Annotated in this window: 21 protein-coding genes; 15 read left to right on the plus strand and 6 right to left on the minus strand. The window is 68.8% G+C overall.

The annotated features are described in order from the left end of the window. Positions 1 to 87 precede the first annotated feature (87 nt). From AB4Y68_RS09150 to AB4Y68_RS09160, 3 genes are read right to left on the minus strand one after another with little or no spacing between them, the layout of a single operon-like run. Positions 88 to 696, minus strand: a complete 609-nt coding sequence (locus AB4Y68_RS09150; RefSeq protein ID WP_441455241.1) for a Smr/MutS family protein — start codon at positions 694 to 696, stop codon at positions 88 to 90. A 1-nt stretch (position 697) separates the two neighbouring features. Continuing rightward, positions 698 to 943 (minus strand): helix-turn-helix domain-containing protein, encoded by a 246-nt coding sequence (locus AB4Y68_RS09155; protein WP_441455242.1) that lies wholly within the window; start codon positions 941 to 943, stop codon positions 698 to 700. Positions 944 to 966: 23 nt separating this feature from the next. Next, positions 967 to 1,560 (minus strand): DUF2975 domain-containing protein, encoded by a 594-nt coding sequence (locus AB4Y68_RS09160; protein WP_441455243.1) that lies wholly within the window; start codon positions 1,558 to 1,560, stop codon positions 967 to 969. 456 nt (positions 1,561 to 2,016) lie between these two features. Here AB4Y68_RS09160 and rdgB point away from each other — a divergent pair, with 456 nt between their 5' ends. The 9 genes from rdgB to AB4Y68_RS09205 all read left to right on the plus strand — a co-directional run bounded on the left by rdgB (position 2,017) and on the right by AB4Y68_RS09205 (position 12,064). Beyond that, entirely contained in the window at positions 2,017 to 2,619 is a 603-nt protein-coding gene (rdgB, locus tag AB4Y68_RS09165) for an RdgB/HAM1 family non-canonical purine NTP pyrophosphatase (RefSeq protein WP_441455244.1), read from the plus strand. Positions 2,620 to 2,635: 16 nt separating this feature from the next. Next, positions 2,636 to 3,820, plus strand: coding sequence for a radical SAM family heme chaperone HemW (gene hemW, locus AB4Y68_RS09170; protein WP_441455298.1), 1,185 nt, complete (start codon positions 2,636 to 2,638; stop codon positions 3,818 to 3,820). A 46-nt stretch (positions 3,821 to 3,866) separates the two neighbouring features. Continuing rightward, on the plus strand, positions 3,867 to 4,742 hold the full coding sequence (rsmI, locus tag AB4Y68_RS09175; RefSeq protein WP_441455245.1) for a 16S rRNA (cytidine(1402)-2'-O)-methyltransferase: 876 nt from the start codon (positions 3,867 to 3,869) through the stop codon (positions 4,740 to 4,742). Beyond that, positions 4,739 to 5,167 carry a YraN family protein gene (locus AB4Y68_RS09180; protein WP_441455246.1) on the plus strand — a complete coding sequence of 143 codons (429 nt, stop codon included), beginning with the start codon at positions 4,739 to 4,741 and terminating at the stop codon, positions 5,165 to 5,167. Before rsmI ends, AB4Y68_RS09180 begins: the two co-directional genes overlap by 4 nt. Next, on the plus strand, positions 5,164 to 5,976 hold the full coding sequence (locus tag AB4Y68_RS09185; RefSeq protein ID WP_441455247.1) for a SirB1 family protein: 813 nt from the start codon (positions 5,164 to 5,166) through the stop codon (positions 5,974 to 5,976). Before AB4Y68_RS09180 ends, AB4Y68_RS09185 begins: the two co-directional genes overlap by 4 nt. Before the next feature lie 100 nt (positions 5,977 to 6,076). Then, on the plus strand, positions 6,077 to 7,027 hold the full coding sequence (gshB, locus tag AB4Y68_RS09190) for a glutathione synthase (RefSeq protein WP_441455248.1): 951 nt from the start codon (positions 6,077 to 6,079) through the stop codon (positions 7,025 to 7,027). 82 nt (positions 7,028 to 7,109) lie between these two features. After that, positions 7,110 to 8,696, plus strand: coding sequence for a YifB family Mg chelatase-like AAA ATPase (locus tag AB4Y68_RS09195; RefSeq protein WP_441455249.1), 1,587 nt, complete (start codon positions 7,110 to 7,112; stop codon positions 8,694 to 8,696). 54 nt (positions 8,697 to 8,750) lie between these two features. Beyond that, a complete protein-coding gene (locus tag AB4Y68_RS09200; protein WP_441455250.1) occupies positions 8,751 to 10,277 on the plus strand; it encodes a response regulator in 1,527 nt (508 codons plus the stop codon). A 41-nt stretch (positions 10,278 to 10,318) separates the two neighbouring features. Further along, entirely contained in the window at positions 10,319 to 12,064 is a 1,746-nt protein-coding gene (locus AB4Y68_RS09205; protein ID WP_441455251.1) for an AmpG family muropeptide MFS transporter, read from the plus strand. A 22-nt stretch (positions 12,065 to 12,086) separates the two neighbouring features. Here AB4Y68_RS09205 and AB4Y68_RS09210 read toward each other — a convergent pair whose 3' ends face one another. Then, complete coding sequence (locus AB4Y68_RS09210; RefSeq protein WP_441455252.1) at positions 12,087 to 14,366, minus strand: NADP-dependent malic enzyme; 2,280 nt, start codon at positions 14,364 to 14,366, stop codon at positions 12,087 to 12,089. 99 nt (positions 14,367 to 14,465) lie between these two features. After that, positions 14,466 to 15,308 carry a diaminopimelate epimerase gene (gene dapF, locus AB4Y68_RS09215; RefSeq protein ID WP_441455253.1) on the minus strand — a complete coding sequence of 281 codons (843 nt, stop codon included), beginning with the start codon at positions 15,306 to 15,308 and terminating at the stop codon, positions 14,466 to 14,468. A 49-nt stretch (positions 15,309 to 15,357) separates the two neighbouring features. Here dapF and AB4Y68_RS09220 point away from each other — a divergent pair, with 49 nt between their 5' ends. From AB4Y68_RS09220 to AB4Y68_RS09245, 6 genes are all read left to right on the plus strand, one after another. Next, complete coding sequence (locus AB4Y68_RS09220; protein WP_441455254.1) at positions 15,358 to 16,161, plus strand: potassium channel family protein; 804 nt, start codon at positions 15,358 to 15,360, stop codon at positions 16,159 to 16,161. Between the two features lie 114 nt (positions 16,162 to 16,275). Beyond that, a complete protein-coding gene (locus tag AB4Y68_RS09225; RefSeq protein WP_441455255.1) occupies positions 16,276 to 18,453 on the plus strand; it encodes a prolyl oligopeptidase family serine peptidase in 2,178 nt (725 codons plus the stop codon). A gap of 170 nt (positions 18,454 to 18,623) precedes the next feature. Next, positions 18,624 to 20,822 (plus strand): prolyl oligopeptidase family serine peptidase, encoded by a 2,199-nt coding sequence (locus AB4Y68_RS09230; protein ID WP_441455256.1) that lies wholly within the window; start codon positions 18,624 to 18,626, stop codon positions 20,820 to 20,822. A gap of 136 nt (positions 20,823 to 20,958) precedes the next feature. Then, entirely contained in the window at positions 20,959 to 21,714 is a 756-nt protein-coding gene (locus AB4Y68_RS09235) for a DUF1223 domain-containing protein (protein ID WP_441455258.1), read from the plus strand. A gap of 73 nt (positions 21,715 to 21,787) precedes the next feature. Then, positions 21,788 to 23,743 carry a potassium transporter Kup gene (locus AB4Y68_RS09240; RefSeq protein WP_441455259.1) on the plus strand — a complete coding sequence of 652 codons (1,956 nt, stop codon included), beginning with the start codon at positions 21,788 to 21,790 and terminating at the stop codon, positions 23,741 to 23,743. Between the two features lie 47 nt (positions 23,744 to 23,790). Then, entirely contained in the window at positions 23,791 to 25,134 is a 1,344-nt protein-coding gene (locus tag AB4Y68_RS09245; RefSeq protein ID WP_441455260.1) for an RsmB/NOP family class I SAM-dependent RNA methyltransferase, read from the plus strand. A 68-nt stretch (positions 25,135 to 25,202) separates the two neighbouring features. Here AB4Y68_RS09245 and AB4Y68_RS09250 read toward each other — a convergent pair whose 3' ends face one another. After that, positions 25,203 to 25,613: a metallopeptidase family protein gene (locus AB4Y68_RS09250; protein WP_441455262.1), complete on the minus strand. Its 411-nt coding sequence runs from the start codon at positions 25,611 to 25,613 to the stop codon at positions 25,203 to 25,205. Between the last annotated feature and the right edge of the window lie 134 nt (positions 25,614 to 25,747).

Consider the following 25,747-nt stretch of genomic DNA (forward strand, 5'->3'; position numbering starts at 1 on the left):
GCAACGGCGCGTGTCGTTAGTTCCATCAGGCGTGTGAGGCTCTCACTGGATCCTGGCGTCCGCCGGGATGAGCGGGAAACGAAAAATCTAGCGCGGTTTCAGCGTGACGTAGAGGGCGCCGTCGCCGCCGTGGCGGCGGTGGGCCGAGGCGAAGCCCGACACCACGCCGCGCAGGTTCGGTCCGGTCAGCCAGTCATGCACCGAACTGCGGATCACCCCGCCGCCGCGCCGCCCTTGGCCGGTGATGACCAGAACCGAGCGCAGGCCGCGCATCTGGCAGCTGATGAGGAAGCCGCGCAGCTGGTCCTCGGCCTCGAACCGGCCGAAGCCGTGCAGGTCGATGCGGGCCTCGATCGGATCGCGTTCGCGCGACAGGCGGCGCTGGCGGCGCGGCTCCAGCTCCTCGGGCGTGGGTCGAGCGCGGCTCGGAGCTGGCTTGACGGGGGCGATGATGCCCAGAGCCTCGAAGGTCGGCGTCTGATCGACGGGCGGCGCATTGCGCTTCTTGCCGGCGACGCCGCGTGCGGGCTTGGCCGCAGCCGAGGCCGGGACGGGCGCCGTTTCAGGATCAGGCACAACCGCGCCGGGGGTGACGCGGGCGGCCTTGCGGCGCGCAGGCGGGGTCACCGTGCCGGTGACGCGGGCCCAGATGCGTTTGTCGTCGTCGGAAGAGGCGGGCGGGCCTTTTCGGGCCACCTCAGTCCTCGGAGTCGAAAGCGTCGCCCAGATCGGACCCTGGACCCGGCTCGTGGGCCAGCAGGTCGCCAGGCTGGCAGTCCAGTTCGCGGCACAGGGCGTCCAGCGTCGAGAAGCGCACGGCGCGCGCCTTTCCGGTCTTTAGGATCGACAGATTGGCCACAGTCACGCCGACGCGGTCGGCGAGTTCCGTCAGCGACATGCGCCGTTCAGCGAGGATTCGGTCGAGTTGGACGCGGATGGCCATGGGATGAGCTTAGCGTTTCGGGATCAGATCGTCAGTTCGGATTCGCGGCGCAGGCGCGCCCCTTCGCGGAACACCTCCGCCAGAACGAAGACGACGAGGACGGAAAAGAGGGGGGTGAGCAGGTCGCTGATCCCTTGCGGCTCCATGACGCCGGGGGCCAGCCGGGCGGCGACCAGGCCTTGCGTCAGCCAGACGCCGCCGGTCACGACCGCCAGGATCAGACCGATCTGGCGCAGGCGGCGCACGTTTTCGGGCTGGAAGGGATCGCCCAGCGTCAGGGTGCGGAAGATCTTGCGCAGGCCGCGCAGGATCATCAGGAAGCCCCCGAAATAGGCGGTGATCGCCCCGAGGCCGAACAGCAGCAGGGGGCGAGTCAGCGGCATCTGCCGGCCGTCGGCGCCGTCGCTGACGGTCAGATTCAGATGGTCGATGGGAATGAAGATGGAGGCGACCCAGAGCAGCAGCAGCAGGCCGGTGATCAGGGCCAGAAGGACGTAGGCGACGTCCAGGGCGATCTTCAGCAGGCTGGACACGGAGCCGGGGCCGAGCGTGCGCAGGTTGGCGCCGGTCAGGCGCGGCGCACGAATCCCGATGGAAACCAGTTTCGGGAGGCGCATGAAGTTAGGTCTCAAGCCGGTCGTTCAGGCGGCGATCGCCGCGCGGGGTCCGGCGAACCCTCACGCGGCGCTATTCTTCGCGGTCTTCATGTCGATCGTCAAAGCCTCCATGGGATCGAAGTCGTGATCCGGAGTCGGATCACAGGCTCTGGATCAGCATGGCGACGGCGGCGGTGGGCAGGGCGGCCAGCAGAAGGGCGTTGAAGAAGCCGTGGCCGACGCGGTCCATCCAGATCGAGGTTTTCATCGCTTGCATCGTATCTCTCCGTGATTGCACGATTTTCGTGCGTTTCTGTTGTGTCGCTGGGTGAACGTTGCGTCTTTATCGCTTCGTTTGAACGGTGCGACCCCCGTTCTTGAGATTGAAGATAGGGGCGACCTCGTCGAAAAGCACGTTACATATCGTTTAACGATGTTAAACTTCCGCAATGCATCGGACGGGACTAAGGTGGCCTGATGAATCTCAAGCTGATCAAAGGGATGCGGCTGGTGGCCGCGACCCACAATCCGGGCAAGGCGCGCGAGATCGAAGCGCTGCTCGACGGAAATTACAGGATCGTCACGGCCGGCAGCCTCAACCTGCCCGAACCGGACGAGACCGAGAGCACATTCGTGGGCAACGCCATGCTGAAGGCCCGCCATGCGGCCGAGGCCTCGGGCGAGGTCTCGCTGGCCGACGACTCCGGCCTGTCGGTCGCGGCCCTGGACGGGGCGCCGGGCATCTTCTCGGCGCGCTGGGCGGGGCCGGGCAAGGATTTCGCCCTGGCCATGAAGAAGGTCGAGGAACGGCTGGAGGAGATCGGCTCGACCGATCGCCGCGCCTGGTTCACCTCGGCCCTCGCCGTGGCCTGGCCCGACGGCCCCTGCGTGGTGGTCGAGGGCCGCGTCGACGGGGACCTGGTCTTCCCGCCGCGCGGCGACCGGGGCTTCGGCTATGATCCGATCTTCCAGCCCGACGGCTCGGACCTGACGTTCGGCGAGATGGACCCGGCCCGGAAGGACGTGATCAGCCACCGCGCCCTCGCCTTCGCCCGGCTCAAGGCGGCGCTGATTGACTGAGGCCCCGCCCTCTACGCTGGTCCCTCAAGCAGCCGCCTTCCGCGAAGGCGGCGATAGGGCCCCCAAGGATGTGGCGCTTTATGTCCACTGGCCCTACTGCGCCCGCATCTGTCCCTACTGCGACTTCAACGTCGTGCGCGACCGGGGGCGGGTGGAGGAGCAGGCGGGGCTGGTCCAGGCCATTCTGGCGGACATGGAGGCGCAAGGACGGCTGGTCGGGCCGGGCCGCCTGGCCTCGATCTTCTTCGGCGGCGGCACGCCTTCGCTGATGCCGCCCGAGGCCGTGGCGGCGGTGATCGAACGAGCCAAGGCGTTGTTCCCTCCCGAAGGCGAGATCGAGATCACGCTGGAGGCCAACCCCACCGACGCCGAGGCCGGCCGCTACGCCGCCCTGGCCCAGGCGGGGATCAACCGGCTGTCGATGGGGGTGCAGTCGTTCGACGACGCCGCGCTGAAGTTTCTCGGCCGCGACCATTCGGCGGCGGAGGCCCGGCGCGCGGTTCAGACGGCGGCCCAGGCCTTCCCGCGTCTGTCCATCGACCTGATCTACGCCCGGCCGGGGCAATCCGTGGCCGACTGGACGGCGGAACTGACCACGGCGCTGGACCTCGGCTTCGAACACGTCTCGCCCTATCAACTGACCATAGAGCCGACGACGGCCTTTGGCCGGGCCTTGGCGCGGGGTGCGCTGACCCCGCCCGACGAGGATCTGGCCGCTGCCCTCTATGAAGCCACCCAGACTGTGCTCGAGTCCGCCGGGTTCGAGGCCTATGAGGTGTCCAACCACGCGCGCGACGTCGCCGCCCGCTCAAGTCACAACCTGCATGTCTGGCGCGGCGGCGACTATCTGGGTCTGGGCCCCGGGGCCCACGGGCGGCTGACCCTGGCCGGGGGCCGCACCGCCACGGTCGCCCATCGCCGCATCGCCGACTATGTCGCCGGCGTCGCCGCCGGGACGCCCTGGGCCGAGCGCGAGACGCTGGATCCGCAGGGCGCCGCCGAGGAGCTTGTCCTGCTGGGGCTGCGCACCGTCGAGGGCGTGCCGCTGACGACCCTGAAGACGCTCGGCCTGTCGGATCAGGCTGGCGCGCTCGCTGACCTGATCGCCGACGGCTTCCTGCGGCTTGACGGGGGTCGCGTCGCCGCCACGGCGACCGGCCGTCCGGTGCTGGACGCTGTGCTGCGCGCCCTGCTGACCTAGACGCCTGGCCTAGACCCGGAAGGCGCAGGCTGGCAGGGTCCCGCCGATGTCAGACGCCTCGCTCTTCCCGCCGACCGCCCCGCCCGCGCGCTCCGTCGCGCCCGGCCTCTATCTGGTGGCGACGCCCATCGGCAATCTGCGGGACATGACCCTGCGCGCTCTGGATGTTCTGGCCGCCGCCGACCTGGTCCTGGCCGAGGACACCCGCGTCACGGCCAAGCTGCTGACCGCCTATGGCTTGAAGGCCAAGCTGGAACGCTGCGATGACCACGCCTCGGCGCGCGCCGCCGAGATCGCCATCGAGCGGCTGAAGGCCGGCGAGGTGGTGGCCCTGGTCTCCGACGCCGGCACGCCCCTGGTGTCGGACCCCGGCTATGTCGTGGCCCGCGCCGTCATCGCCGAGGGCCTGCCGGTCCACCCCATCCCCGGCGCCTCCAGCCTGCTGGCCGCCCTGTGCCTGGCGGGCCAGCCCGCCGACCGAGTGATGTTCGCCGGCTTCCTGCCGCCCAAGTCGGGGGCGCGAAAGACCATGCTGGAGGAACTGCGCACCGGGCGTCAGACCCTGGTCTTCTTCGAGAGCGGTCCGCGTTTGAAGGACAGCCTGACCGACATGGCCGAGGTGTTGGGCGACCGCCCCGCCGCCGTCACCCGCGAACTGACCAAGCTCTATGAGGAGGCCGTGCGCGGCACCCTGGCCGAACTGGCCGCCGACCCGCGCTGCGACGCGCCCAAGGGCGAGATCGTCATCGTCATCGGCCCCGGCGAGGCCGAGGTCGCCAGCGCCGCCGACGCCGACGCGGCCCTGACCGAGGCCATGACCCGCCTGCCGCCCGGCGAGGCCGCCGCCGAGGTGTCCAAGGCGCTCAACCTGCCCAGAAAGCCCCTCTACAAGCGGGCGCTGGAAATGCAGGGCCGGGGGTGAAGCCCCGCCTGCGGCCCCCGCCGTCGCCGCCTCGGCCCAAATCGGGCTGGCGTCAGGCGCTGGGCGGGCGGTCGCATCGCGAGGGCCACGGCGCCGAATGGACCGCCGCCTTGTGGCTGATGCTCAAGGGCTATCAGATCCTGGCCTTTCGCCTGAAGGGCCGGGGCGGCGAGATCGACATCCTGGCGAAACGCGGCCGCACCCTGGCGGTGGTCGAGGTCAAAAGACGCCGCACGATCGACGCGGCCATCCTGGCGCTCGGGCCGGAACAGCACGGTCGCCTGGTCGCCGCCGGGCTGGCCTTGGCCCGCAGCCGCCCCTCGCTGCGGGGGCTGATCCTGCGGATTGATATGGTGGCGCTGGCTCCCGGACGATTTCCGCGTCATCTTCGCGCAGTGACGACGACAGGAACGGACATCACGTGACCCGCGAGGAAGCGGAGATCATTCTGACCCAGGCGGGAACCGCCGAGGACGACAGCTTTCCGCTGCTCGAATGCGCTATCGCCTGCGCCATTCACGACTATCCGTTCCGCGATCCCGAGCCCGTCCGCCTGCTTGCCGACCAGGCCGCTCAGAGGGTCCGGGAGCGGGCGGCCAATGAAAGCCCGGACGACGCCCTGGCCGAGACCATGGCGTCGGACCTGCGGCTGAACGGCGACCTCTTGAACCACGAGCATCCGGCCAACACCGACGTCATCGACGTGGCCGAGCGGCGGCGCGGCCTGTCGGCGGCCCTGGTGGTCTTTTATCTCGACGCCGCGCGGCGCGCGGGGCTGAAGGCGGCGGCGGTGGACTTCCCCGGCCACGTCCTGCTGCGGGTCGAAACGCCCGAGGGGCCGGTGGCGCTGGACCCCTTCAGCCAGGGACGCCTGGTCCTGCCTAGCGAGTTGACGCGACGGGCGTTGCTGGCGGGGCTGACGCCGCACGTGGCCGACCGACTGGACCTGCTGATGGCCCCGGTCAGCGACCGTCAGGCCCTGATCCGGTTGCAGAACATCCTGTTCGTCCGAGCGCTGAGCATTGAGGACTACGAAGGGGCCGAACGTTCGGCGTTGCGGCGCGCCCTGCTGGACCCCGAGGATCACCGGCCCTGGCTGGACGTCGCCGCCGCGCGCGAGAAGCAGGGCGCTCTGACCGGCGCGCTGGAGGCCCTGTCGCGGGCGCGCCTTCTGGGCGATCCGGCGGACGCCCATCGCGCCGGCATGGACCGGATGCGGTTGCGGTTGAACTGAGACGGCTGAGAAGGCAGGTCGGCGGGAAAGACCGGGCGCGCCCTTGCGTCAGGGCCTGTCGCCGCGCATCTGCAACGCTCTGACGTCGCGAAAGGACATCATGCTCAAGGTCGCCATCCAGATGGATCCGCTCGAGGCGGTGAACGTCGAGTCCGACACCACCTTCCTGATGGCCCTGTCGGGTCAGGCGCGCGGCCACCAGCTGTGGATCTACGACTTCCGCACCCTGGCGCTGGAAGACGGCCGCCTGTTCTGCCGCGCCCGGCCGGTGACGGTGAACACGGTCCAGGGCGAGCACGCCGACTTCGGCCCCGAGGTCGTCCTCGACCTGGCCGAGGACGTGGATGTCATCCTGATGCGTCAGGACCCGCCCTTCGACATGGCCTATGTCACCGCCACCTATCTTCTGGAGCGGGTGCATCCGAAGACCCTGGTGGTCAACAATCCGGCCGAGGTGCGCTCGGCGCCCGAGAAGTTGATCGCCACCCTCTTCCCCGGCCTGCAGCCGCCGACCCTGGTGTCGTCGGACCCGGTGGCCCTGGTCGACTTCCACCGCCGCCACGGCGACGTGGTGCTCAAGCCCCTGCACGGCGCCGCCGGCTCGGGCGTGGTGCGGCTCAAGGCCGACGATCCCAACCTGGAAGCCCTGATCGAGATCCACGCCGCCGGGTCGCGCGATCCGCTGGTGATCCAGAAATTCATCCCGGCCGTCGCGGCGGGCGACAAGCGCATCATCCTGATCGACGGCGCGCCGGTCGGCGCCATCAACCGCATCCCGGCCAAGGATCAGGTGCGCTCCAACCTGCGCGTCGGCGGCACGGCGGCGCCGGTTGAACTGACCCTCCGCGACCTCGAGATCTGTGCCGCCATCGGCCCCTATCTGAAGGAACGCGGCCTGGTCTTCGTCGGCATCGACGTGATCGGCGACTATCTGACCGAGATCAACGTCACCTCCCCCACCGGCGCCCAGCAGTTGCTGAAGTTCTCGGGCGTGGATGCGACGGCCCTGATGTGGGACGTGATCGAGCGCAAGAAGCGCGAGGCCGCCTAGGCGCTCAAGCCTGCCGTAACGCTGCTCTTGCAGTGGACGATGGTTCGTGATTTGTTCTCCTTCGGGCAGCGGGAGAGAACGCATGGTCGCGCGGGTGGTGACGGTCGCCTTCGACGGGGTCGAGGCGCGACGGGTCGACGTCGAGGTGCAGCAGGTGGCGACGCCCGCCGGGGCCTTCGCCATCGTCGGCCTGCCGGACAAGGCGGTGGCCGAGAGCCGCGAGCGGGTGCGCGGGGCCTTCGCCGGCATCGGCCTGGCCCTGCCGCCCAAGAAGGTCATCGCCAATCTGGCGCCCGCCGACCTGCCCAAGGAGGGCAGCCATTTCGATCTGCCTATCGCCCTGGCCTTGCTGGCCTCCATGGGGGTGATCGCGCCCGACGCCCTGGACGGCTGGGCGGCGGTCGGCGAACTGGGGCTGGACGGCCAGATCGCGGCGGTGGGCGGAACCCTGCCCGCCGCGATGGCGGCCGGGGCCATGGGGCTGGGCCTGATCTGTCCCGAGGCCAATGGGCCCGAAGCCGCCTGGGCCGGCGACACCGCCATCCTGGCGCCCCGCTCCCTGATCGGCCTGATCAACCATTTCCGGGGGACACAGGTTTTGCGCGCGCCCGAACCGGGCCCGGTGACGGCAGGCAGCGCCGTGCCCGACCTGCGCGAGGTCAAGGGCCAGGAAAGCGCCAAGCGGGCGCTGGAGATCGCGGCGGCGGGCGGCCACAACCTGCTGTTCATCGGCCCGCCCGGCTCGGGCAAGTCGATGATGGCGCAACGCCTGCCGGGCCTGCTGCCGCCGCTGACGCCGCAGGAACTGCTGGAGACGTCGATGGTCTGGTCGGTGGCCGGCCTGATCCAGCGCGGCGCCCTGACCCGCGACCGGCCCTTCCGCTCGCCGCACCATTCGGCGTCGATGGCGGCGCTGACCGGCGGGGGCTTGCGGGCCAAACCGGGCGAGGCCTCGCTGGCGCACAACGGCGTCCTCTTCCTCGACGAACTGCCGGAATATTCGGCCCAGGCGCTGGACAGCCTGCGTCAGCCGCTGGAGACGGGCGAGATCGTGGTGGCGCGGGCCAACGCTCATGTCCGCTATCCGGCGCGGTTCCAGTTGGTGGCGGCCATGAACCCCTGCCGCTGCGGCCTCGGCGGATCGGGGCGCGGCGCCTGCGGCAAGGCGCCTCGGTGTCAGCGCGACTATCAGAACCGCATCTCCGGCCCGATGTTCGACCGCATCGACCTGACGGTCGAGACCCCGCCGGTGACCGCCGCCGACATGGCCCTGCCGCCTCCCGCCGAAGGCACGGCCGAGGCCGCGATCCGCGTGGCGACGGCCCGCGCCCAGCAGGAAGAGCGCGTCCGCGCGGCCGGCTTTGATCCCGACAAGGCGCGCGATCAGGGCATCAACGCCCGCGCCTCGGGCGAGACCCTGGACCGGTTCGCCACGCCGGACGATGCGGGGCGGGCCCTGCTGATGCGGGCGGGCGAGGCTGGCGGGCTGACCGCGCGCGGCTGGACCCGGACCCTGCGGCTGGCGCGCACCATCGCCGATCTGGACGGTTCCACCGGGGTGATGCGCCGCCACGTCGCCGAGGCTCTGATGTATCGCCGTACGACCGTCGGCGCCCAGGGCGATTTCGATCGTCAGACCGCGCACCGCAGCGAGACGCCCGCCTTCTGAAGCCAGAAATCCTCATTCGGCCACGCTTAACCCTTGGGCGCTAGGATCGCCGCCATGGGACAGGCACGCAGAACGCACGCACCGACCGAAATCACGCCCGCCGCCGCGCCGGAGCAGCAATTCCTGCGGCTGATGAGCCATGAGATGCGCACCCCCCTCAACGGGGTGATCGGCATGCTGGGCCTGCTGTCGCGCACCAGGCTGGACGGCGCCCAGCGCGCCTACGCCGAGGCGGCGCAGAAGTCGGCCGAACACCTGCTGGGCCTGGTCAACGACCTGCTGGACTTCGCCCGACTGGAAGCCGGAGCGCTGGAGTTCGACGCCTCCCCCGTCGATCTGGAAGGCCTGACGCGCGGCGTGGCCGAACTGCTCAGCCCCAAGGCTCACGACAAGGGGCTGGAGATCGCCTGGTCCGTCGCCGCCGACGCGCCCGACATCATCGCCGACGAAGGCCGTCTGCGTCAGGTCCTGTTCAATCTGGCGGGCAATGCCGTGAAATTCACCGACCGGGGCGGGGTCCGCCTGACGGTCGAACGCGCGGGCGGAACCGCCGCGCGACCGCGCCTGGCCTTCGTTGTCGACGACACCGGCCCCGGCGTGCCGGAAGAGGCGCGCGGGCGCATCTTCGACGAGTTCGGCCACGCCGACGCTTCGGACGCCGCGCGTTTCGACGGCGCCGGTCTGGGTCTGGCCGTGGTCCGGCGTCTGGCCCAGGCCATGGGGGGGACCGTGACGGTGTCAGACCGGCCCGACGGCCCCGGCGCCCGTTTCCGTTTTGAAGCCTCCTTTCCGATCGCCGACACCGCGCCGCGCGCCCGTCCACTGGACGGCGTGGTCGTGGCGGTGCGCACGCCCGATCCTTTCGTGCGCCAGGCGGCCACGGCCCAGATCGAGGCCTCCGGCGGTCGCGTCGCGCGCCAGGCGGGGGTGACGCTGATCGACCACGCCGCGGCCGAGGACGGCGTGCTGGCCGTCAAGCCGGCGCAGGGCGAGGCCATCGTCCTGCTCAAGCCCAGCGAACGCGAACTGATCGACCGCTATCGGGCGGCGGGGTTCCACGGCTATCTGATCAAGCCGCTTCGCCGGGCCTCCCTGGCTGAGCGGGTGCAGGCGGCGGCGGGTCGCCGCAAGGGGTTGAGCGTCGCGGTCGGCCGGGGGCAGGACGATGACCGCGTCGTGCCCGTGGCCTTCAGAGGGGTGCGGGTGCTGCTGGTCGAGGACAATCCGGTCGGCGCCCTTCTGGCCCGGACCCTGCTGCGCCGCGAGGGCTGCGTGGTGCAGACCGCGGCGGACGGGGTTGAAGCCTTGGAGACCCTGAAGGACGCCCGTTTCGACCTGATCTTCATGGACATGCGGATGCCGCGGCTGGACGGGCCGGGCGCGGCCCAGGCCCTGCGGGCGCGCGGCGACCGGACGCCGATCATCGCCCTGACCGCCAACGCCTTCGCCGAGGACCGGATCGCCTGTCTGGAAGCGGGGATGAACGATCATCTGACCAAGCCGCTGGAGGTCGACGGCCTGCGCGCCGCCCTGACCCGCTGGACGAACGTCGGCAACCGCGCCAAGGTCGGAGCTCAGTAACCACGACCGCCCGTTTCCGGCGGCGTCCGCCGGAGAACCGCATGCTTGATCCCAAGACGCCCGCCGCTGCGCCCGCCAAGGGGCTGGCCGGGTTGGCCGTCTATGGCGAACGGCGCGTCTTCGTCATGCTGCTGCTCGGCTTTTCGGCGGGCCTGCCCAATCTGCTGATCTTTGACACCCTGTCGGCCTGGCTGCGCGAGAGCGGCCTGTCCTTGTCGGTGATCGGCTTCTTTGCCCTGGCCACGATTTCCTATTCGCTGAAATTCGTTTGGGCGCCGCTGATCGATCGGACCAGAATTCCGATCCTGACGAAGTATCTGGGCCATCGCCGGTCCTGGATGCTGGTGACCCAGGCGGTGGTGATCTTCGGCCTGTGGTCGATCTCGGGCCTGAACCCGGCGACGTCGCTGATGCAGGTCGCGGCCTTCGCGGTCCTGGTGGGCTTCTTCGGCGCGACCCAGGATATCGTCATCGACGCCTGGCGGATCGAGGCGGCTGACGACAGCCGCCACGGGGCCATGGCCGCCGCCTATCAGATGGGCTACCGCGTCGCCCAGATCGTGGCTGGCGCGGTGCCTCTGGTCCTGGCTGACCTCTATAACTGGAACCTGTCCTACGCCGTCATGGCGGGACTGATGGCGTTCGGCGTCATCGGGGTTCTGTTCGCGCCGCGCGAGAAGGCCCATGCGATCCGGCCGATCCCGGTCGCCGACGTGCCGTCGCGGCCCCGGCTTGAGATCGTCGAATGGATCGCGCGACTGGCGATCATCGCCATTGCAGCCTTGATCATGGGATCGGGCCTCAGCGGCCAGACCGGGCCGCTGAACGGCCTGCTCGGCCTGTTCGGCCTGTCGCCCGAGGGCCAGGCGGCGATCAGCGAGGCCTGGGCCGCCAAGCCCGAAGGCGTCTATCTGCAGGTGGTGTCGGTGTTCGGCGGCCTGGGCCTTCTGGTACTGGCCTGCTGGCCGATCCCCCGGGTTCGGACGCGGCCCGGAGCCTATCTGGCGGGGTCGTTCGGCGAGCCGCTGAAGGATTTCTACAAACGCTTCGCCGGGGTGGCGACGCTGATCCTCGCGCTGATCTGCGTCTATCGGCTGGCCGATTTCGTGCTCAACATCATGAACCCCTTCTATCTGGATCTGGGGTTCACCAAGACCGAACTGGCCGAGGTACGGAAGGTCTTCGGCGTCGTCGCTACGACCCTGGGCGTCTTTGTCGGCGGCTGGTCGGTGGCGCGTCTGGGTCTGATCCGCACCATGGTCATCGGCGCCTTCATGAGCCCGGTGTCCAACCTGGTCTTCGCTTGGCTGGCGACCCAGGGACCGGATATCAGCGCCCTGTTTGTGGCCATCGGCGTGGACAACCTGGCCACCGGCTACGCCGGCACGGCCCTGATCGCCTATATGTCCAGCCTGACCAGCATCGGCTTCACCGCGACCCAGTACGCCCTGTTCAGTTCGCTGTACGCCCTGCCGGGCAAGCTGATCGCCTCGCAGTCGGGGCGGATCGTCGAAGCCTCGGCAAGGGCGGCGGAGGCGGGCGGCCTCTTCGCGCCGCTGAAGACCCTGTTTGCGCGTCTGCCCGCCGGGTCTCTGGTCCAGGGGGCGGCGACCAGCGGCGTGACGCCGGCGGCCCTGGGGGCCGGCTATGTCGTCTTCTTCCTCTATTCGACAGCGATCGGCGCCTTTGCAATCATTCTGGCCTTCGTCGTCGCCGCCAAGCAGACGGCGCTCCAGGCCCGAAACGCAAACGCAAATGGGGCGACCGAAGCCGCCCCATCCGAATAGTTCAGCGCTCAAACCGCGTCGGTCAGTCTTCGACCGCCACGCCCTCGCCATAGGCGGCGAAGGTAGCGGCGGTGATGATCTCGCTGACCGAGGCGCCCAGCGGCACGATCTGCACCGACTTCTCCAGGCCGACCAGCAGCGGGCCGATCACGGTGGCGCCGCCCAGCGACTGCACCAGACGGGTCGAAATGGCGGCCGAATGGATGGCCGGCATGACCAGAACGTTGGCGTCGCCGGTCAGGCGCATGAAGGGATAGTTGGCCCGCGCCTCGGGATTCAGCGCCAGTTCGGGCGGCATTTCGCCTTCGTACTCGAAGTCCACGTCCATGCCGTCCAGGATGCGGATGGCCTCTCGCACCTTCTCGCCGCGATCACCGGGGGGATCGCCGAAGGTCGAGTAGGAGAGGAAGGCGACGCGGGGCTTGCGGCCCAGCTTCTTGACCGTGGCGGCGGCCTTGATGGCGATCTCGGCCAGTTCGGCGGCGTTGGGCAGTTCGTGGATCGAGGTGTCGGCTACGAACAGGGTGCGGCCCTTGGCCAGCAGGATCGACAGGCCGATCATCCGGTCCTTGACGTCTAGGACGCGGCGGACCTCCTTCAGCGCCATGTTGAAATTGCGGGTCACGCCGGTGACCATGCAGTCGGCCTGACCGCGCGCGATCATGGTGGCGCCGAAATAGTTGCGGTCCTGATTGATCATACGCTGCACGTCGCGACGCAGATAGCCGCGGCGGTTTAGGCGCTCGTACAGCCAGTCGGTGTATTCGACGTTGCGGCCCGAGGTGCGGGCGTTGACGATCTCGATGCCCAGGTCGTCGAAGTTCAGGCCGGCTTCGGCGGCGTTCTGACGGATCAGGTCCTCGCGGCCGACCAGGATGGGCGTGCCCAGTTCGGCCTGTTTGAAGGCCCAGGCGGCGCGGATGACCGACTGTTCCTCGCCCTCGGCGAAGACGACGCGCTGCTGCGGTCCCGAGCGCACGGCCGAAGAGATCTTCTGCATCAGGGCGGCGGACGGATCGACCCGCTGCTTCAGCGAGATGCGATAGGCCTCCATGTCCTCGATCGGCTTGCGCGCCACGCCCGTGTCCATCGCCGTCTGGGCGATGAAGGGCGGGATGTACCAGATCAGGCGCGGGTCGAACGGGGTCGGGATGATGTATTCGGGGCCGAACTTCAGCTTACGGCCGCGATAGGCGGCGGCGACCTCGTCCGGCACGTCTTCACGCGCCAGCGCCGCCAGGGCGTGGGCGCAGGCGATCTTCATCTCGTGGTTGATCCGGCGCGCGCGCACGTCGAGCGCGCCGCGGAACAGGTAGGGGAAGGCCAGCACGTTGTTGACCTGGTTGACATAGTCCGAGCGGCCGGTGGCGATGATGGCGTCGGAACGCACCGACTTGACGTCTTCCGGGGTGATTTCCGGGTCGGGGTTGGCCATGGCGAAGATGATCGGATTGGGCGCCATAGAGGCGACCATTTCCTTCGAAATCGCGCCCTTGGCGGACAGGCCCAGCACCACGTCGGCCCCGACCATGGCCTCGGCCAGGGTGCGCAGCGGCGTGTCGGTGGCGTGCGCGGCCTGCCATTGCGAGACGTTGGCGCGGCCGTGATAGATCACGCCCTCGCGGTCGCAGATGACGGTGTTCTCGGGCTTGACGCCTGCGGCCTTCATCAGGGCGATGGACGACAGGCCCGCCGCGCCGGCGCCCGACAGGACGAGCTTCACGTCTTCCAGCTTCTTGCCGGCCACGTGGCAGGCGTTGATCAGGGCGGCGGTCGAGATGATGGCCGTGCCGTGCTGGTCGTCGTGGAAGACCGGGATGTCCAGCAGGTCCTGCAACTGAGCTTCGATCTCGAAGCATTCCGGGGACTTGATGTCCTCCAGGTTGATGCCGCCCCAGGTGTCGCCGATGTTCTTGACCACGGTGACGAACTCGTCCGGGTCGGTGGTCTTCACCTCGACGTCGAAGCTGTCGACGTCGGCGAAGCGTTTGAACAGGACCGACTTGCCTTCCATCACCGGCTTGGACGCCATGTGACCGAGGTTGCCCAGGCCGAGGATGGCGGTGCCGTTGGAGATGACGGCGACCAGATTGCCCTTGGAGGTATAGTCGTAGGCCTTGTCCGGATCTGCGGCGATGGCCAGGACCGGCACGGCCACGCCCGGCGAATAGGCCAGCGACAGGTCGCGCTGGGTCGCCATCGGCTTGGTCGGGGCCATGGAGATCTTGCCCGGCGTCGGTACGGAGTGGAACTCCAGAGCGTCGTCGTCGGAGAAGGTCTGTTTATCGGTCAATTCGGGCATTTCGATCTCGGGAAGGGCAGGCGCGCTCTGTTCCTAGATCCTGGGACCGGCGGGGACAACCGTTGACGCCGCGTCAAGGAGGCGATCAGGACCGATTGCTCAACCCTGTGGCAAAAGCCCCGTGCGCTCGACTTCGACCGGGCCGGTCATGAAGACATGGCCCGTCGCCTGGTCCCAGTCGATGGTCAGTTCGCCGCCGTCGACGGCCACGGTCGCCTTGCGGTCGGTCAGGCCGCGCCGGGCGGTGGCCACCAGAGCCGCGCAGGCGCCGGTGCCGCAGGCCAGGGTCAGGCCGGCGCCGCGCTCCCAGACGCGCAGCCGGATGTGCTCGCGGTCGATGACCTTGGCGAAGCCGACATTGACCCCTTCTGGGAACAGCGGGTGGTGTTCGACCAGCGAGCCCGAGCCGCGCACGAAGGCGTCGTCCTGTCGGTCGGTGAAGAAGACGACGTGGGGATTGCCCATCGAGACGGCGCCGGGCGTGTGCAGGACGGGGGCGTCGATCGGCCCGACCTGAAGCTCGATACCGCGCGTGTCCATGTCTTCGGCCAGCGGCACCTCGGCCCAGTCCAGACGCGGCGCGCCCATGTCCACGGTGACCTGATGATCGCCCGCCCGCCTCGCCGTCGTCGGCCCGGCCAGGGTGTCGATGACCACCTCCTCCTTGTCGGTCGCCTCCAGCAACAGCCAGCCGACGCAGCGCAGGGCGTTGCCGCAGGTCTGAACCATCGACCCGTCGGCGTTCCACACCCGCATGAAGGCGTCCGCCGTCTCGGACGGCTCGACCCCGATCAACTGATCGAAGCCGCCTGCGCCCGAGGCAGGATCGGCCAAGGCGCGCACCTCGGCCTCGGTCGGATGAAAGGGTTCCTCAAAGGCCTGGACGACGATGAAGGCGTTTCCGGCGCCGTTCATGCGGATGTAGGGGCGGGCGTGGGTCATGACCGCCTTCATATAGGATTTTTCCGGCTTTCATGTATCGCTGGCCCCGATGACGTCTGAACACAGCGACACCGGCCATCATGAAGGTCTGCGACTGAAGGCGCGGCTGCGTTACCTCTATCACGGCACCCAGCCGGCGGCGGTCAGGTTCCGGCTGACGGTCATCGTCGTCGATCTGGCCATCATCGGCTTCTTCCTGGCTGCGCCGATCCTCAAGGAGGCGGGCTGGGCCTTCTATGTTCTGGACTATCTGATCGCCGCCGTTCTGGGCCTGGACCTGGCAGCGCGGGCCTACGCCTATTCCGACATCAAGGACTGGCTGAAGCGGCCCATCGTCTGGGTCGACCTGTTCGTGCTGGCGACCCTGCTGTTTCCGACCTGGCTGGCCAACCTCGGCTTCCTGCGGATGCTGCGGTTGTGGACCCTGCTTAATTCGGAATTCTTCTGGCGCACGGTCGGGCGGCGCTACGACGACACGCGGGTCGAGGAGATCACTCGCGCCCTGGCCGCCCTGGTCACCTTCGTCTTCGTGGTGACGGGCTTCGTCTATGCCGCCTTCCGGGGGCGGGCCGAACATATCAACGGCTATCTCGACGCCCTGTATTTCACCGTCGCCACCCTGACGACCACGGGGTTCGGCGACATCACCCTGCCCGGCAACTGGGGGCGGGTCGTCTCCATCGTCGTCATGCTGGTGGGAATCACCCTGTTCATCCGCCTGGCCCAGACCCTGATCCGACCGCACAAGGTGAAATTTCCCTGCGACGAATGCGGCCTGCAGAAACACGACCCCGACGCCGTCCACTGCAAGGCCTGCGGCCAGATCCTGTGTATCCCTGACGACGGCGATTGAGGGTGCGGCGGCCCCGCCCGCGACGAAAGATGACAGGCTTGTAAGATTACAAACGCTTGTCGCCGCCCTTCCCTCTCGCCAAGGTGCCGGCAAATTCATGTTGGGGACTGCATCATGATCCGTTCGCTGGCGTCCGCCGCCGCCCTTCTTCTCGCCGCCGGAGCCGCTCCCGTCGCCATGGCCCATTCGTCCGACACGCCCGCCGCCGCCTCGACCGCGCCCGGCTTTGCGACCAGCGACGCGACCGACCCCTATCTGTGGCTGGAAGAAGTCGACGGCGCGCGGGCCATGGACTGGGTCAAGGCCCACAACCAGACCTCGCTGGGCGTGTTGCAAGGCGACCCGCGCTACGAGACCCTGCACCAGCAGGCGCTGGACATCGTCCAGTCGCGCGACCGCATCCCCTCGCCCGGCTTCACCCGTGACGGCCATGTCGACAACTTCTGGCAGGACGCCGACCATGTGCGCGGCGTCTGGCGCCGCACCACGCTGGACAGCTATCGCAGCAACGCGCCGCAGTGGGAGACCATCCTCGACATCGACGCCCTGTCGGCGGCCGAGGGCAAGAACTGGGTCTACAAGGGCGCGACCTGCCTGGCCCCGGACGAGCGTCTCTGCCTGATCTCCCTGTCGGACGGCGGCAAGGACGCGGTGACGATCCGCGAGTTCGACAGCGTGACCAGGTCCTTCGTCGAGGGCGGCGTCAGCCTGCCCGAATCCAAGGGCGGGGCCAGCTGGATCGACAAGGACACCCTGCTGGTCTTCCGCGACTTCGGCGCCGGATCGCTGACGGATTCGGGCTATGCGCGCACCGTGCGGCTGATGAAGCGCGGCCAGACCCTGGATCAGGCTCGCGAAGTCTTCGCCGGCCAGAAGACCGACGTCTCGGTCACCGGTTCGGTGCTGCGCGACGCGGACGGCGCCGCCCAGGCCGTGCTGCTGCACCGCGGCATCAATTTCTACGAGGGCGAGACCTGGCGTCTGAACGCCGACGGCACGACCACCAGGCTGGAGCTGCCGGCCAAGTCGGACATCGACGCCCTGGTCAAGGGCCAACTGGTCGTGACCGTCAAACAGAACTGGACCGCGCCGTCGGGCCAGGAGTTCAAGACCGGCGACGTCATCGCCTGGAACCTTCAGGCCTGGCTGGCCGATCCCAAGGCTCCTGCCCAACTGGTCATCCGTCCCGGCGCGCGAGAGGCGGTCGAGGCCATTTCGGCGACCCGCAACAAGCTGGTCGTGGCCCTGTTCGAAAACGTGCGCGGCGCCGTCTATGTCTATGAACCGAACGCTTCGGGAGAATGGGCCCGCACCCGTCTGGACCTGCCCCAGAACGTCAGCGTCGGCGTCGGCTCGACCAGCGACCGCGACGACAAGGTCTTCGTCACTGTCGCAGGCTATTTGAATCCCTCCAGCCTCTATCTGGCCGATGCGGCGACGGGCGATGCGGCGGTGGTCAAGTCGCTACCGGCCAAGTTCGACGCCACGGGCATGACGGTGGATCAGTTCCAGGCCCGCTCGGCCGACGGGACGATGATCCCCTATTTCGTCGTGCATAAGGACGCGATGGCGACGGACGGCTCCAACCCGACCCTGCTCTATGGCTATGGCGGCTTCCAGAACTCGCTGCTGCCCGGCTATTCGCCGACGGTCGGCAAGCTGTGGCTGGAGCGCGGCGGCGTCTATGTCGTGGCCAATACGCGCGGCGGCGGCGAGTTCGGCCCCAACTGGCACGACGCGGCCCTGCAGGAAAATCGCCAGCGCGCTCACGAGGATTTCCAGGCGGTGGCCCTGGACCTGATCGCGCGCAACATCACCTCTCAGCCACGCCTCGGCGTCATGGGCGGCTCGCAGGGCGGCCTGTTCATGGGGGCCATGCTGACCCAGCGCCCGGACCTGATCAACGCCGCGGTCATCCAGGTGCCCCTGTTCGACATGCTGCGCTTCCACAAGCTGCTGGCCGGCGCCTCGTGGATCGCCGAGTACGGCAATCCGGACATCCCGGAACAGCGCGCCTGGATCGAACAATATTCCCCCTATCAGCGCCTGGCGGCGGGCCAGCCCTACCCCGAGGTCTTCATCCACACCTCGACCAAGGACGACCGCGTCCACCCCGGCCACGCCCGCAAGGCCGCGGCGCGTCTGGAGGAGCTGGGCTATCCGGTCCTCTTCTATGAGAACACCGACGGCGGCCACGCGGCCGGCGCCAACCTGCGCGAAACGGGCCGCCGCCTCGCGCTGGAATACACCTATCTGACCCGTCGCCTGATGGACCAGCCGGCGAAGCAGTAAGCGGTATCTGATCCTCCCCTGTGAGCCTTGGCGAACGGGGGAGGGGGACCACGAAGTGGTGGAGGGGGCGACCCCGCACGCCGAAGCTGGTTCCGCCCCCTCCACCGCCTGACGGCGGTCCCCCTCCCCCGCTGACGCAGGGGAGGATTTCGAAAGCGGAGTTTGTCTTCATGCGTCATCTGTTCCTGTCCGCCGCCCTGCCGGTGCTGATCCTCGCCGCCGGTCCGGCCCTGGCCCTGGCGCCGGTCGATCCGGCCGCCGTCGTCGCGACCGCTCCGCCGCCGCACTTCCCGCGCGACCTGTCGCCCGAGGGGGTCAAGGCCGCCGACGACCATCTGGCGCTGGAAGCGGTGGACGGGGCCGAGGCTAAGGCCTTCGTCGCCGCCGAGAACGCCAGGTCGCTGGCCGCCCTGACCGGCGACCGCCGCTATGAGACCTTCCGCCAGCAGGCCGAGGCCATCCTGACGGCGACCGACCGCATCCCCGGCGTCAGCTTCCTGGGCGAGGGCCTCGGCAACTTCTGGCAGGACGCGGCCAATCCCAAGGGCGTCTGGCGCCGCACGACGCTGGACAGCTATCGCAGCAGCGCGCCGCAGTGGGAGACGCTGCTCGACATCGACGCCCTGGCCAAGGCCGAGGGCCGCGACTGGGTGTTCAAGGGCGCCAACTGCCTGGCCCCCGACGAGACCCGCTGCCTGATCAACCTGTCGGACGGCGGCAAGGACGCCGTGGTCGTGCGCGAGTTCGACCTGACGACGAAAACCTTCGTCGATGGCGGCTTCGTCCTGCCCGAGGGCAAGCACCGCATCAGTTGGCTGGACCGCGACACGCTTCTGGTGGCCACCGACTTCGGTCCCGGCACGATGACGGAGTCGGGCTATCCCTTCATCGTCAAATCCCTGAAGCGCGGTCAGTCGCTGGCCCAGGCGACCGAGGTCTATCGCGGCCAGCAGTCCGACGGCGGCTACGGCGTCTCGCCCAGGGTCTTCCGCGACAAGGCCGGCGCGGTCCAGGCTGTCCTGTTCAGCCGCCCGCTGGACACCTTCCGTTCGGAGACCTGGGCGCTGGGCGCCGACGGCAAGCCGCAAAAGCTGAACCTGCCCGAACGCGTCGCCGTCGAAGGCGTCATGGGCGGTAATCTGGTCTTCTCGCCGGATCAGGCGTGGCGCTTCGACGGTCAGGACTATGCGGCCGGTTCGCTGCTGTCCCTGCCGCTCGGCGCGCTCGGCGAGGGTCGTCAGGACGTTCGTATCGGGCGCGAAGCGGCGACCATCTTCACGCCGACGCTGCGTCAGTCGCTGCAAAGCGTGACCGTTTTCTCCGACAGCATCGTGGCGGTGATCGCTGACAACGTCGTCGGCAGGCTGAAGCGCTTCACCCCGACGGCGAACGGTTGGACCGCCACCGATATCGCCGTCCCCGCCAACAGCGCCGTGGGCCTCGGCGACAGCTCCAAGGCCAAGGGTCAGGTCTTCGTCTCGACCCAGGGCTTCCTGACGCCGCCGACCCTCAGCCTGGCCGACGTTTCGACCGCCGCCCTGACCGAGTTGAAGTCGGCCCCCGCCAAGTTCGACGCCTCGACCCATGTGGTCGAACAGTTTGAGGCGACCTCGACCGACGGAACCAAGATCCCCTACTTCATCACCCGCCCGCGCGAGATGAAGCTGGACGGATCGAACCCCACCGTCATGCTCGGCTACGGCGGTTTCCAGGTCAGCCTGACCCCGGCCTACAAGCCCGAGATGGGCAAGCTCTGGCTCGAAAACGGCGGCGTCTTCGTTCAGGCCAATATCCGCGGCGGCGGCGAGTTCGGCCCGGCCTGGCACCAGGCGGCCCTGCGCGAAAATCGCCAGCGGGCGTTTGAAGACTTCGCCGCCGTGGCCCGCGATCTCGAGCAGCGCAAGATCACCAGCCCGCGCCACCTGGGCATCTATGGCCGCTCCAACGGCGGGGTCCTGACGAGCGTGTCGATCACCCAGCACCCGGAACTGTTCAACGCGGCGGTGATCGAGAGCCCGCTGATCGACATGCTGCGCTATCAGGACCTGCCCGCCGGCGCCTCGTGGATCGGCGAATACGGTGACCCGCGCATTCCGGGCGACGCCGAATTCATCGCCCGCTACTCGGCCTACCAGCAACTGCGGCCCGAGGTGAAATACCCCCGCGTCTATATCACGACGAACACGCGCGACGACCGGGTCCACCCCGGCCACGCCCGCAAGTTCGCGGCGCGCCTGGGCGATCAGGGCCACGACCACCTCTATTACGAGGACACGGCCGGCGGTCACTCCAACGACGCCGACCCGGTCGCCAACGCCCGCCGCTGGGCCCGCCACTATGTCTATCTCAGCCAGCAGTTGATGGACTGAGGGCATTCCTGGTGCGCTAACGGCCTTCGGCCTGCTTGAGCGCGGCCTCAAGTAGCGCGAAGCGCGATAGGCCAAGGATAATGCCCTTCACGGTTTTATGAGCGGCGCGGACGGATCGAGGGGCTAGGATCGCTGGATGACGGCACGGGGCATCAGGACTGGGATGATCGCGGCGGCGCTGGCGGGGGTCGGCCTGCTGACAACCGCCGCCGCGCCGCCTCAGCGCGACCGCGACGCCTCCGTCCAGCCGGTGGTGGTCGAACTGTTCACGGCCCAGGGCTGTTCCGGCTGTCCCGACGCCAACCGCACCCTGGAGGCGGTGGCCAACGAGCCGGGGGTCATCGCCCTGACCTATGCGGTCGACTACTGGGACTATCTGGGTTGGCCCGACACCTTCGCCAAGCCCGAGTTCGCCGCCCGCCAGCAGGTCTATCGTCAGGCGCTGAAGCTGAGGAACGTCTCGACCCCCCAGGTGGTGGTGGACGGCCGTCGGCAACTGTCCGGCGCCCGCCCGCCCGAGCTTCAGGCCGCCATCGACGCCGAGGCCGCCGCCCGTCCGTGGCCGCCCGAGATCGAGTTCCGCGAGACCGGCGACCGGGTCGGCGTGGGCTCGGGCCGCCCGCCGCGCGGCGGCGCCGAGGTGACGGCGGTGATCTATCGCCCCGGTCTTCAGACCGTCGAGGTCAGACAGGGCGACAACCGCGGTCAGGTGGTGCGCCACGTCAATGTGGTGCGCGAGGTGCGCCGTCTCGGCGACTGGACCGGACGCCCCGTGCTGTTCGCCCTTCCCGCCGATTCCGCCTCTGAAGACAATGTCGTAGTCCTGGTTCAGGCCAAGACGGACCGCCGCATTCTTTCCGCGGCCCGACGGGCGGAACCGAGGGCCGATTGAACCGCTGACGGAAAGGGTCTAAAGGCCCGCCGCTCTTGATGGGCGCGCCTTCCGCGCGACCCGGAGGATAAGAATGGCCGGGGACACGCCCCGCGGCGACGCTGAGACGTCCGCCGCAAACGCTTCCGAAAAACCGCACGCCCAGAGTCCGTCTCCGAAAGGTCACGGCAAGGCGACCCATCGCGCCCTGATCCTCGGCGCCATCGGGGTGGTCTTCGGCGACATCGGCACCAGCCCGATCTACGCCCTGCGCGAGGCCATCGGCCACGCCCAGAAGGGCGTCGGCGGCGACCTGGCCGTCATCGGCGTGGTCTCCCTGGCCTTCTGGGCCCTGATGATCGTGGTGACGTTCAAATACGTCATGTTCCTGATGCGCGCCGACAACAAGGGCGAGGGCGGCACCCTGTCGCTGATGGCCCTGGCCCAGCACGCGGTCGGCCGACGCAGCGCCTGGCTGTTCATTCTCGGTGTCTGCGGCGCGGCGCTGTTCTACAGCGACGGGGTCATCACCCCCGCCATCTCCGTTCTGTCCGCGATCGAGGGTCTGAAGGACGCGCCCGGCCTGAACGGCGAGCTGGATCCCTTCATCCTGCCGCTGGCGGCGGGCATTCTGATCGCCCTCTTCTTGGTCCAGTCGCGCGGCACCGCCGGCCTGGCCAAATTCTTCGGCCCGATCACCGCCGTCTGGTTCCTCAGCATCGGCGCGCTGGGGCTGACGCACATCTTCGACGATCTCTCGATCCTGCGGGCGCTGTCGCCGGTCTATGGCGTCCAACTGCTGCTCGAGGACGGTTTCCTCGGCTTCGTCATTCTGGGCAGCGTCTTCCTGGCTGTCACGGGGGCCGAGGCCCTCTATGCGGACATGGGCCATTTCGGCAAGGCGCCCATCCGCCAGGGCTGGCTGTTCGTGGTCCTGCCCTGTCTGACGCTGAACTATCTGGGCCAGGGCGCCTTCCTGCTGGATAATCCCGCAGGGGCCGACAACCCGTTCTGGAACATGGTGCCGCAGATGGTCTATTGGCCGATGCTGATCCTGGCCACGGCCGCCACCGTCATCGCCAGCCAGGCGGTCATCACCGGCGCCTTCTCGGTGACGCAACAGGCCGTCCAGCTTGGCCTCCTGCCGCGCATCGACATCCGCAACACCTCCGAGACCCTGGCCGGCCAGATCTATGTTCCGGCGGTCAACAGCCTGCTGATGATCGGCGTGCTCTTCCTGCTGCTGACCTTCCAGTCGTCACACAATCTGACGGCCGCCTACGGCGTGGCCGTCACCGGCACCATGTTGGTCAATACTCTGATGGCCTGGTCGGTGGTGACCAAGAAGTGGAAGTGGCCGTTGTGGGCGGCGCTGGGCACCCTGGTCCCGTTCGGCTTCATCGACGGCGTTTTCCTCACGTCGAATCTGCTCAAGATACCGGATGGCGCCTGGATGCCGCTGGTTCTGGGCGGCGGCCTGGTGGTCGTGATGTGGACCTGGGTGCGCGGCACGCAGATCCTGACCGAGAAGACCCGCAAGGACAGTCTGCCGCTCAGCGATCTGATCGAAATGCTGAAGGCCCGTCCGCCGCACCGGGCGCCGGGCACGGCCATCTTCCTGACCTCGGACCCTGAGGTCGCGCCGGTCGCCCTGATGCACAATCTCAAGCACAACAAGGTGCTGCACGAGAAGAACATCATCCTGACGGTCCATACCGCCGACCGGCCGCGCGTGTCCGACGATCAGCGCGTGAGCATGGAGCCGATCAGCGACGACTTCAAACGGCTTACCATCACCTACGGCTTCATGGAGACGCCGAACGTGCCGCGCGCCCTGGGCCTGTGCCGCAAGCAGGGGCTGAAGTTCGACATCATGTCGACCAGCTTCTTCCTCGGACGGCGTTCCGTGATCGCCTCGGCCCGGCAGGGCATGCCCCTGTGGCAGGACAAGCTGTTCATCTTCCTGATGCGTAACGCCGCCAATCCGACCGACTTCTTCCATATCCCTCCCGGCCGCGTGGTCGAACTGGGCACGCAGGTTTCCGTATGAGTGGTGGAACGCCCAAGGGCAAAAGCTCGGCCGCGCGCGGTCGCCGTATGGCTGAAAAGGCGCGTCCGCGTCGTGAGGCCCAGCCCCAGATCGTCACCGACGATCCTCATGCCGACATCGGCGTCGAGGCGCGTCTGGTCGCCGGCCTCCTGCTGAACGCCGCGCTGGAGAAGCGCACGGGTCTGGATGAGGCGCTGGCCCAGTCGCCGGCCAAGGATCTGGACGGCCCCGATCGCGCCTTCGCCCGCGCCGTGGCCATGGCCGCCCTGCGTCGTCTGGGCGAGATCGATCAGATTCTGGACCGTCGTCTGCAAAAGGCACCGCCGGCCCCGGTGCGCACCATCCTGCGCGTCGCCCTGGCCCAGACCCTGGTGCTGGGGACGCCCGCCTTCGCCGCCGTCTCGACGGCCGTGAAACTGGCCGAGCGTGACGCCAAGACCCGGCCCTACAAGAACCTGGTCAACGCCGTTCTGCGCGGCGTGGACCGCGACGGTCCCGGCCTGACCACGGCCGAATCCAACCTGCCCGACTGGCTGGCCGCCCGCTGGAAGGCGACCTATGGCGAAACCAATCTGATCGGTCTGGCCCTGGCCACCCGCGACGAACCGGCGACCGACCTCAGCGCCAAGCCCGGCGTCGATCTGGCCGTTCTGGCCCAGGACGTCGAGGGCGAGGTCCTGCCCGGCGGCACGGTCCGCACCGGCAAGCGCGGCGACGTGGCCAGCTGGCCCGGCTTCGAGGCCGGCGACTGGTGGGTCCAGGACGCCGCCGCCGCCGTCCCCGCCCGCCTGCTGGCCGCCAAGCCCGGGGAGACCGTTCTGGACATGTGCGCCGCCCCCGGCGGCAAGACGCTGCAACTGGCCGCCGCCGGCGCCGACGTCGTGGCCCTGGACCGTTCGGCCGCGCGCCTGAAGCGCCTGCGTCAGAATTTCGACCGCACCGGCCTGCCGGTCGAGGTCGTCGCCGTGCCCGCCGAGGACTGGGAGGATACGCGCACCTTCGACGCCGTCCTGCTGGACGCCCCCTGCACCGCCACCGGCACCTATCGTCGCAACCCCGAAGTCCTGCGCGCCACCCGCCCCGCCGAGGTCGCCAAGCTGGCCGACGTGCAGCACCGTCTGCTCGACGTGGCGGCGGACAAGGTCAAGCCGGGCGGCCGTCTGGTCTATTGCGTCTGCTCGCTGGAACGCGAGGAGGGCGAAACTCAGGTGATCGCCTTCCTGCGCCGCAACCCGGCCTTCCGCACCGTCGCCGCCGTCCCGACCGAGATCGGCGCCCCGATTGAGGCCCTGACCCCCGAGGGCTGGCTGCGCATCCTGCCCGCCCAATGGGCCGAACGGGGGAGCCTGGACGGCTTCTTCGCCGCCAAGCTGGAGCGGATTGCCGAGTAGGGCCGCGCCTTGACCGATCGGTGACGCGTCCCGGCGCTCAGCCTTGGCCGCGATCGGCCCGGTCGCCTTCAGTCGTCGGCATCCTCGATGGCGTGGATCTGGTCGTCGTCGAGGCCGAGGTGGTGGCCGATCTCGTGGATCAGGACGTGGGCGATGATCTCGGCCAGACCGAGGTCGCCGCGCTCGCACCATTCGTCGAGGATGGGGCGGCGGTAGAGGAAGATGCGCGACGGCTCGGGCGCGGGCCCCAGCCCGTCGCGATGACCGATGTCGACCCCGTGATAGAGGCCGGACAGTTCGAACGGGTCCTCGATCTCCAACTCGGCGAGGGTCTCCTCGTCGGCGAATTCGTCGACGCGGATGACCACATCGCCTGCGGCCTGCCGGAACGGGTCGGGCAGGGCGGCGAAGGCGGCTTCGGCCAGTCGGGCGAAGTCGTCGAGGGAGGGGGCGGACTGGTCGTTCCACGTCTGGGTCATGGTCTGGATATCGCCCGCGCGGCGGCGCGCCGCAATCGGCCGTCTCGCCGCATCGCAATTGCCGCAATCAGGGTATGGTAAACGCGAATCGGCCGGCGCCGCGTGCGGGTCCGCTGGTTCAACCGACGAATTTT

This window comes from Brevundimonas sp. 2YAF1, from assembly GCF_052114745.1.
In the GTDB taxonomy this organism is placed as follows: Bacteria; Pseudomonadota; Alphaproteobacteria; order Caulobacterales; family Caulobacteraceae; genus Brevundimonas.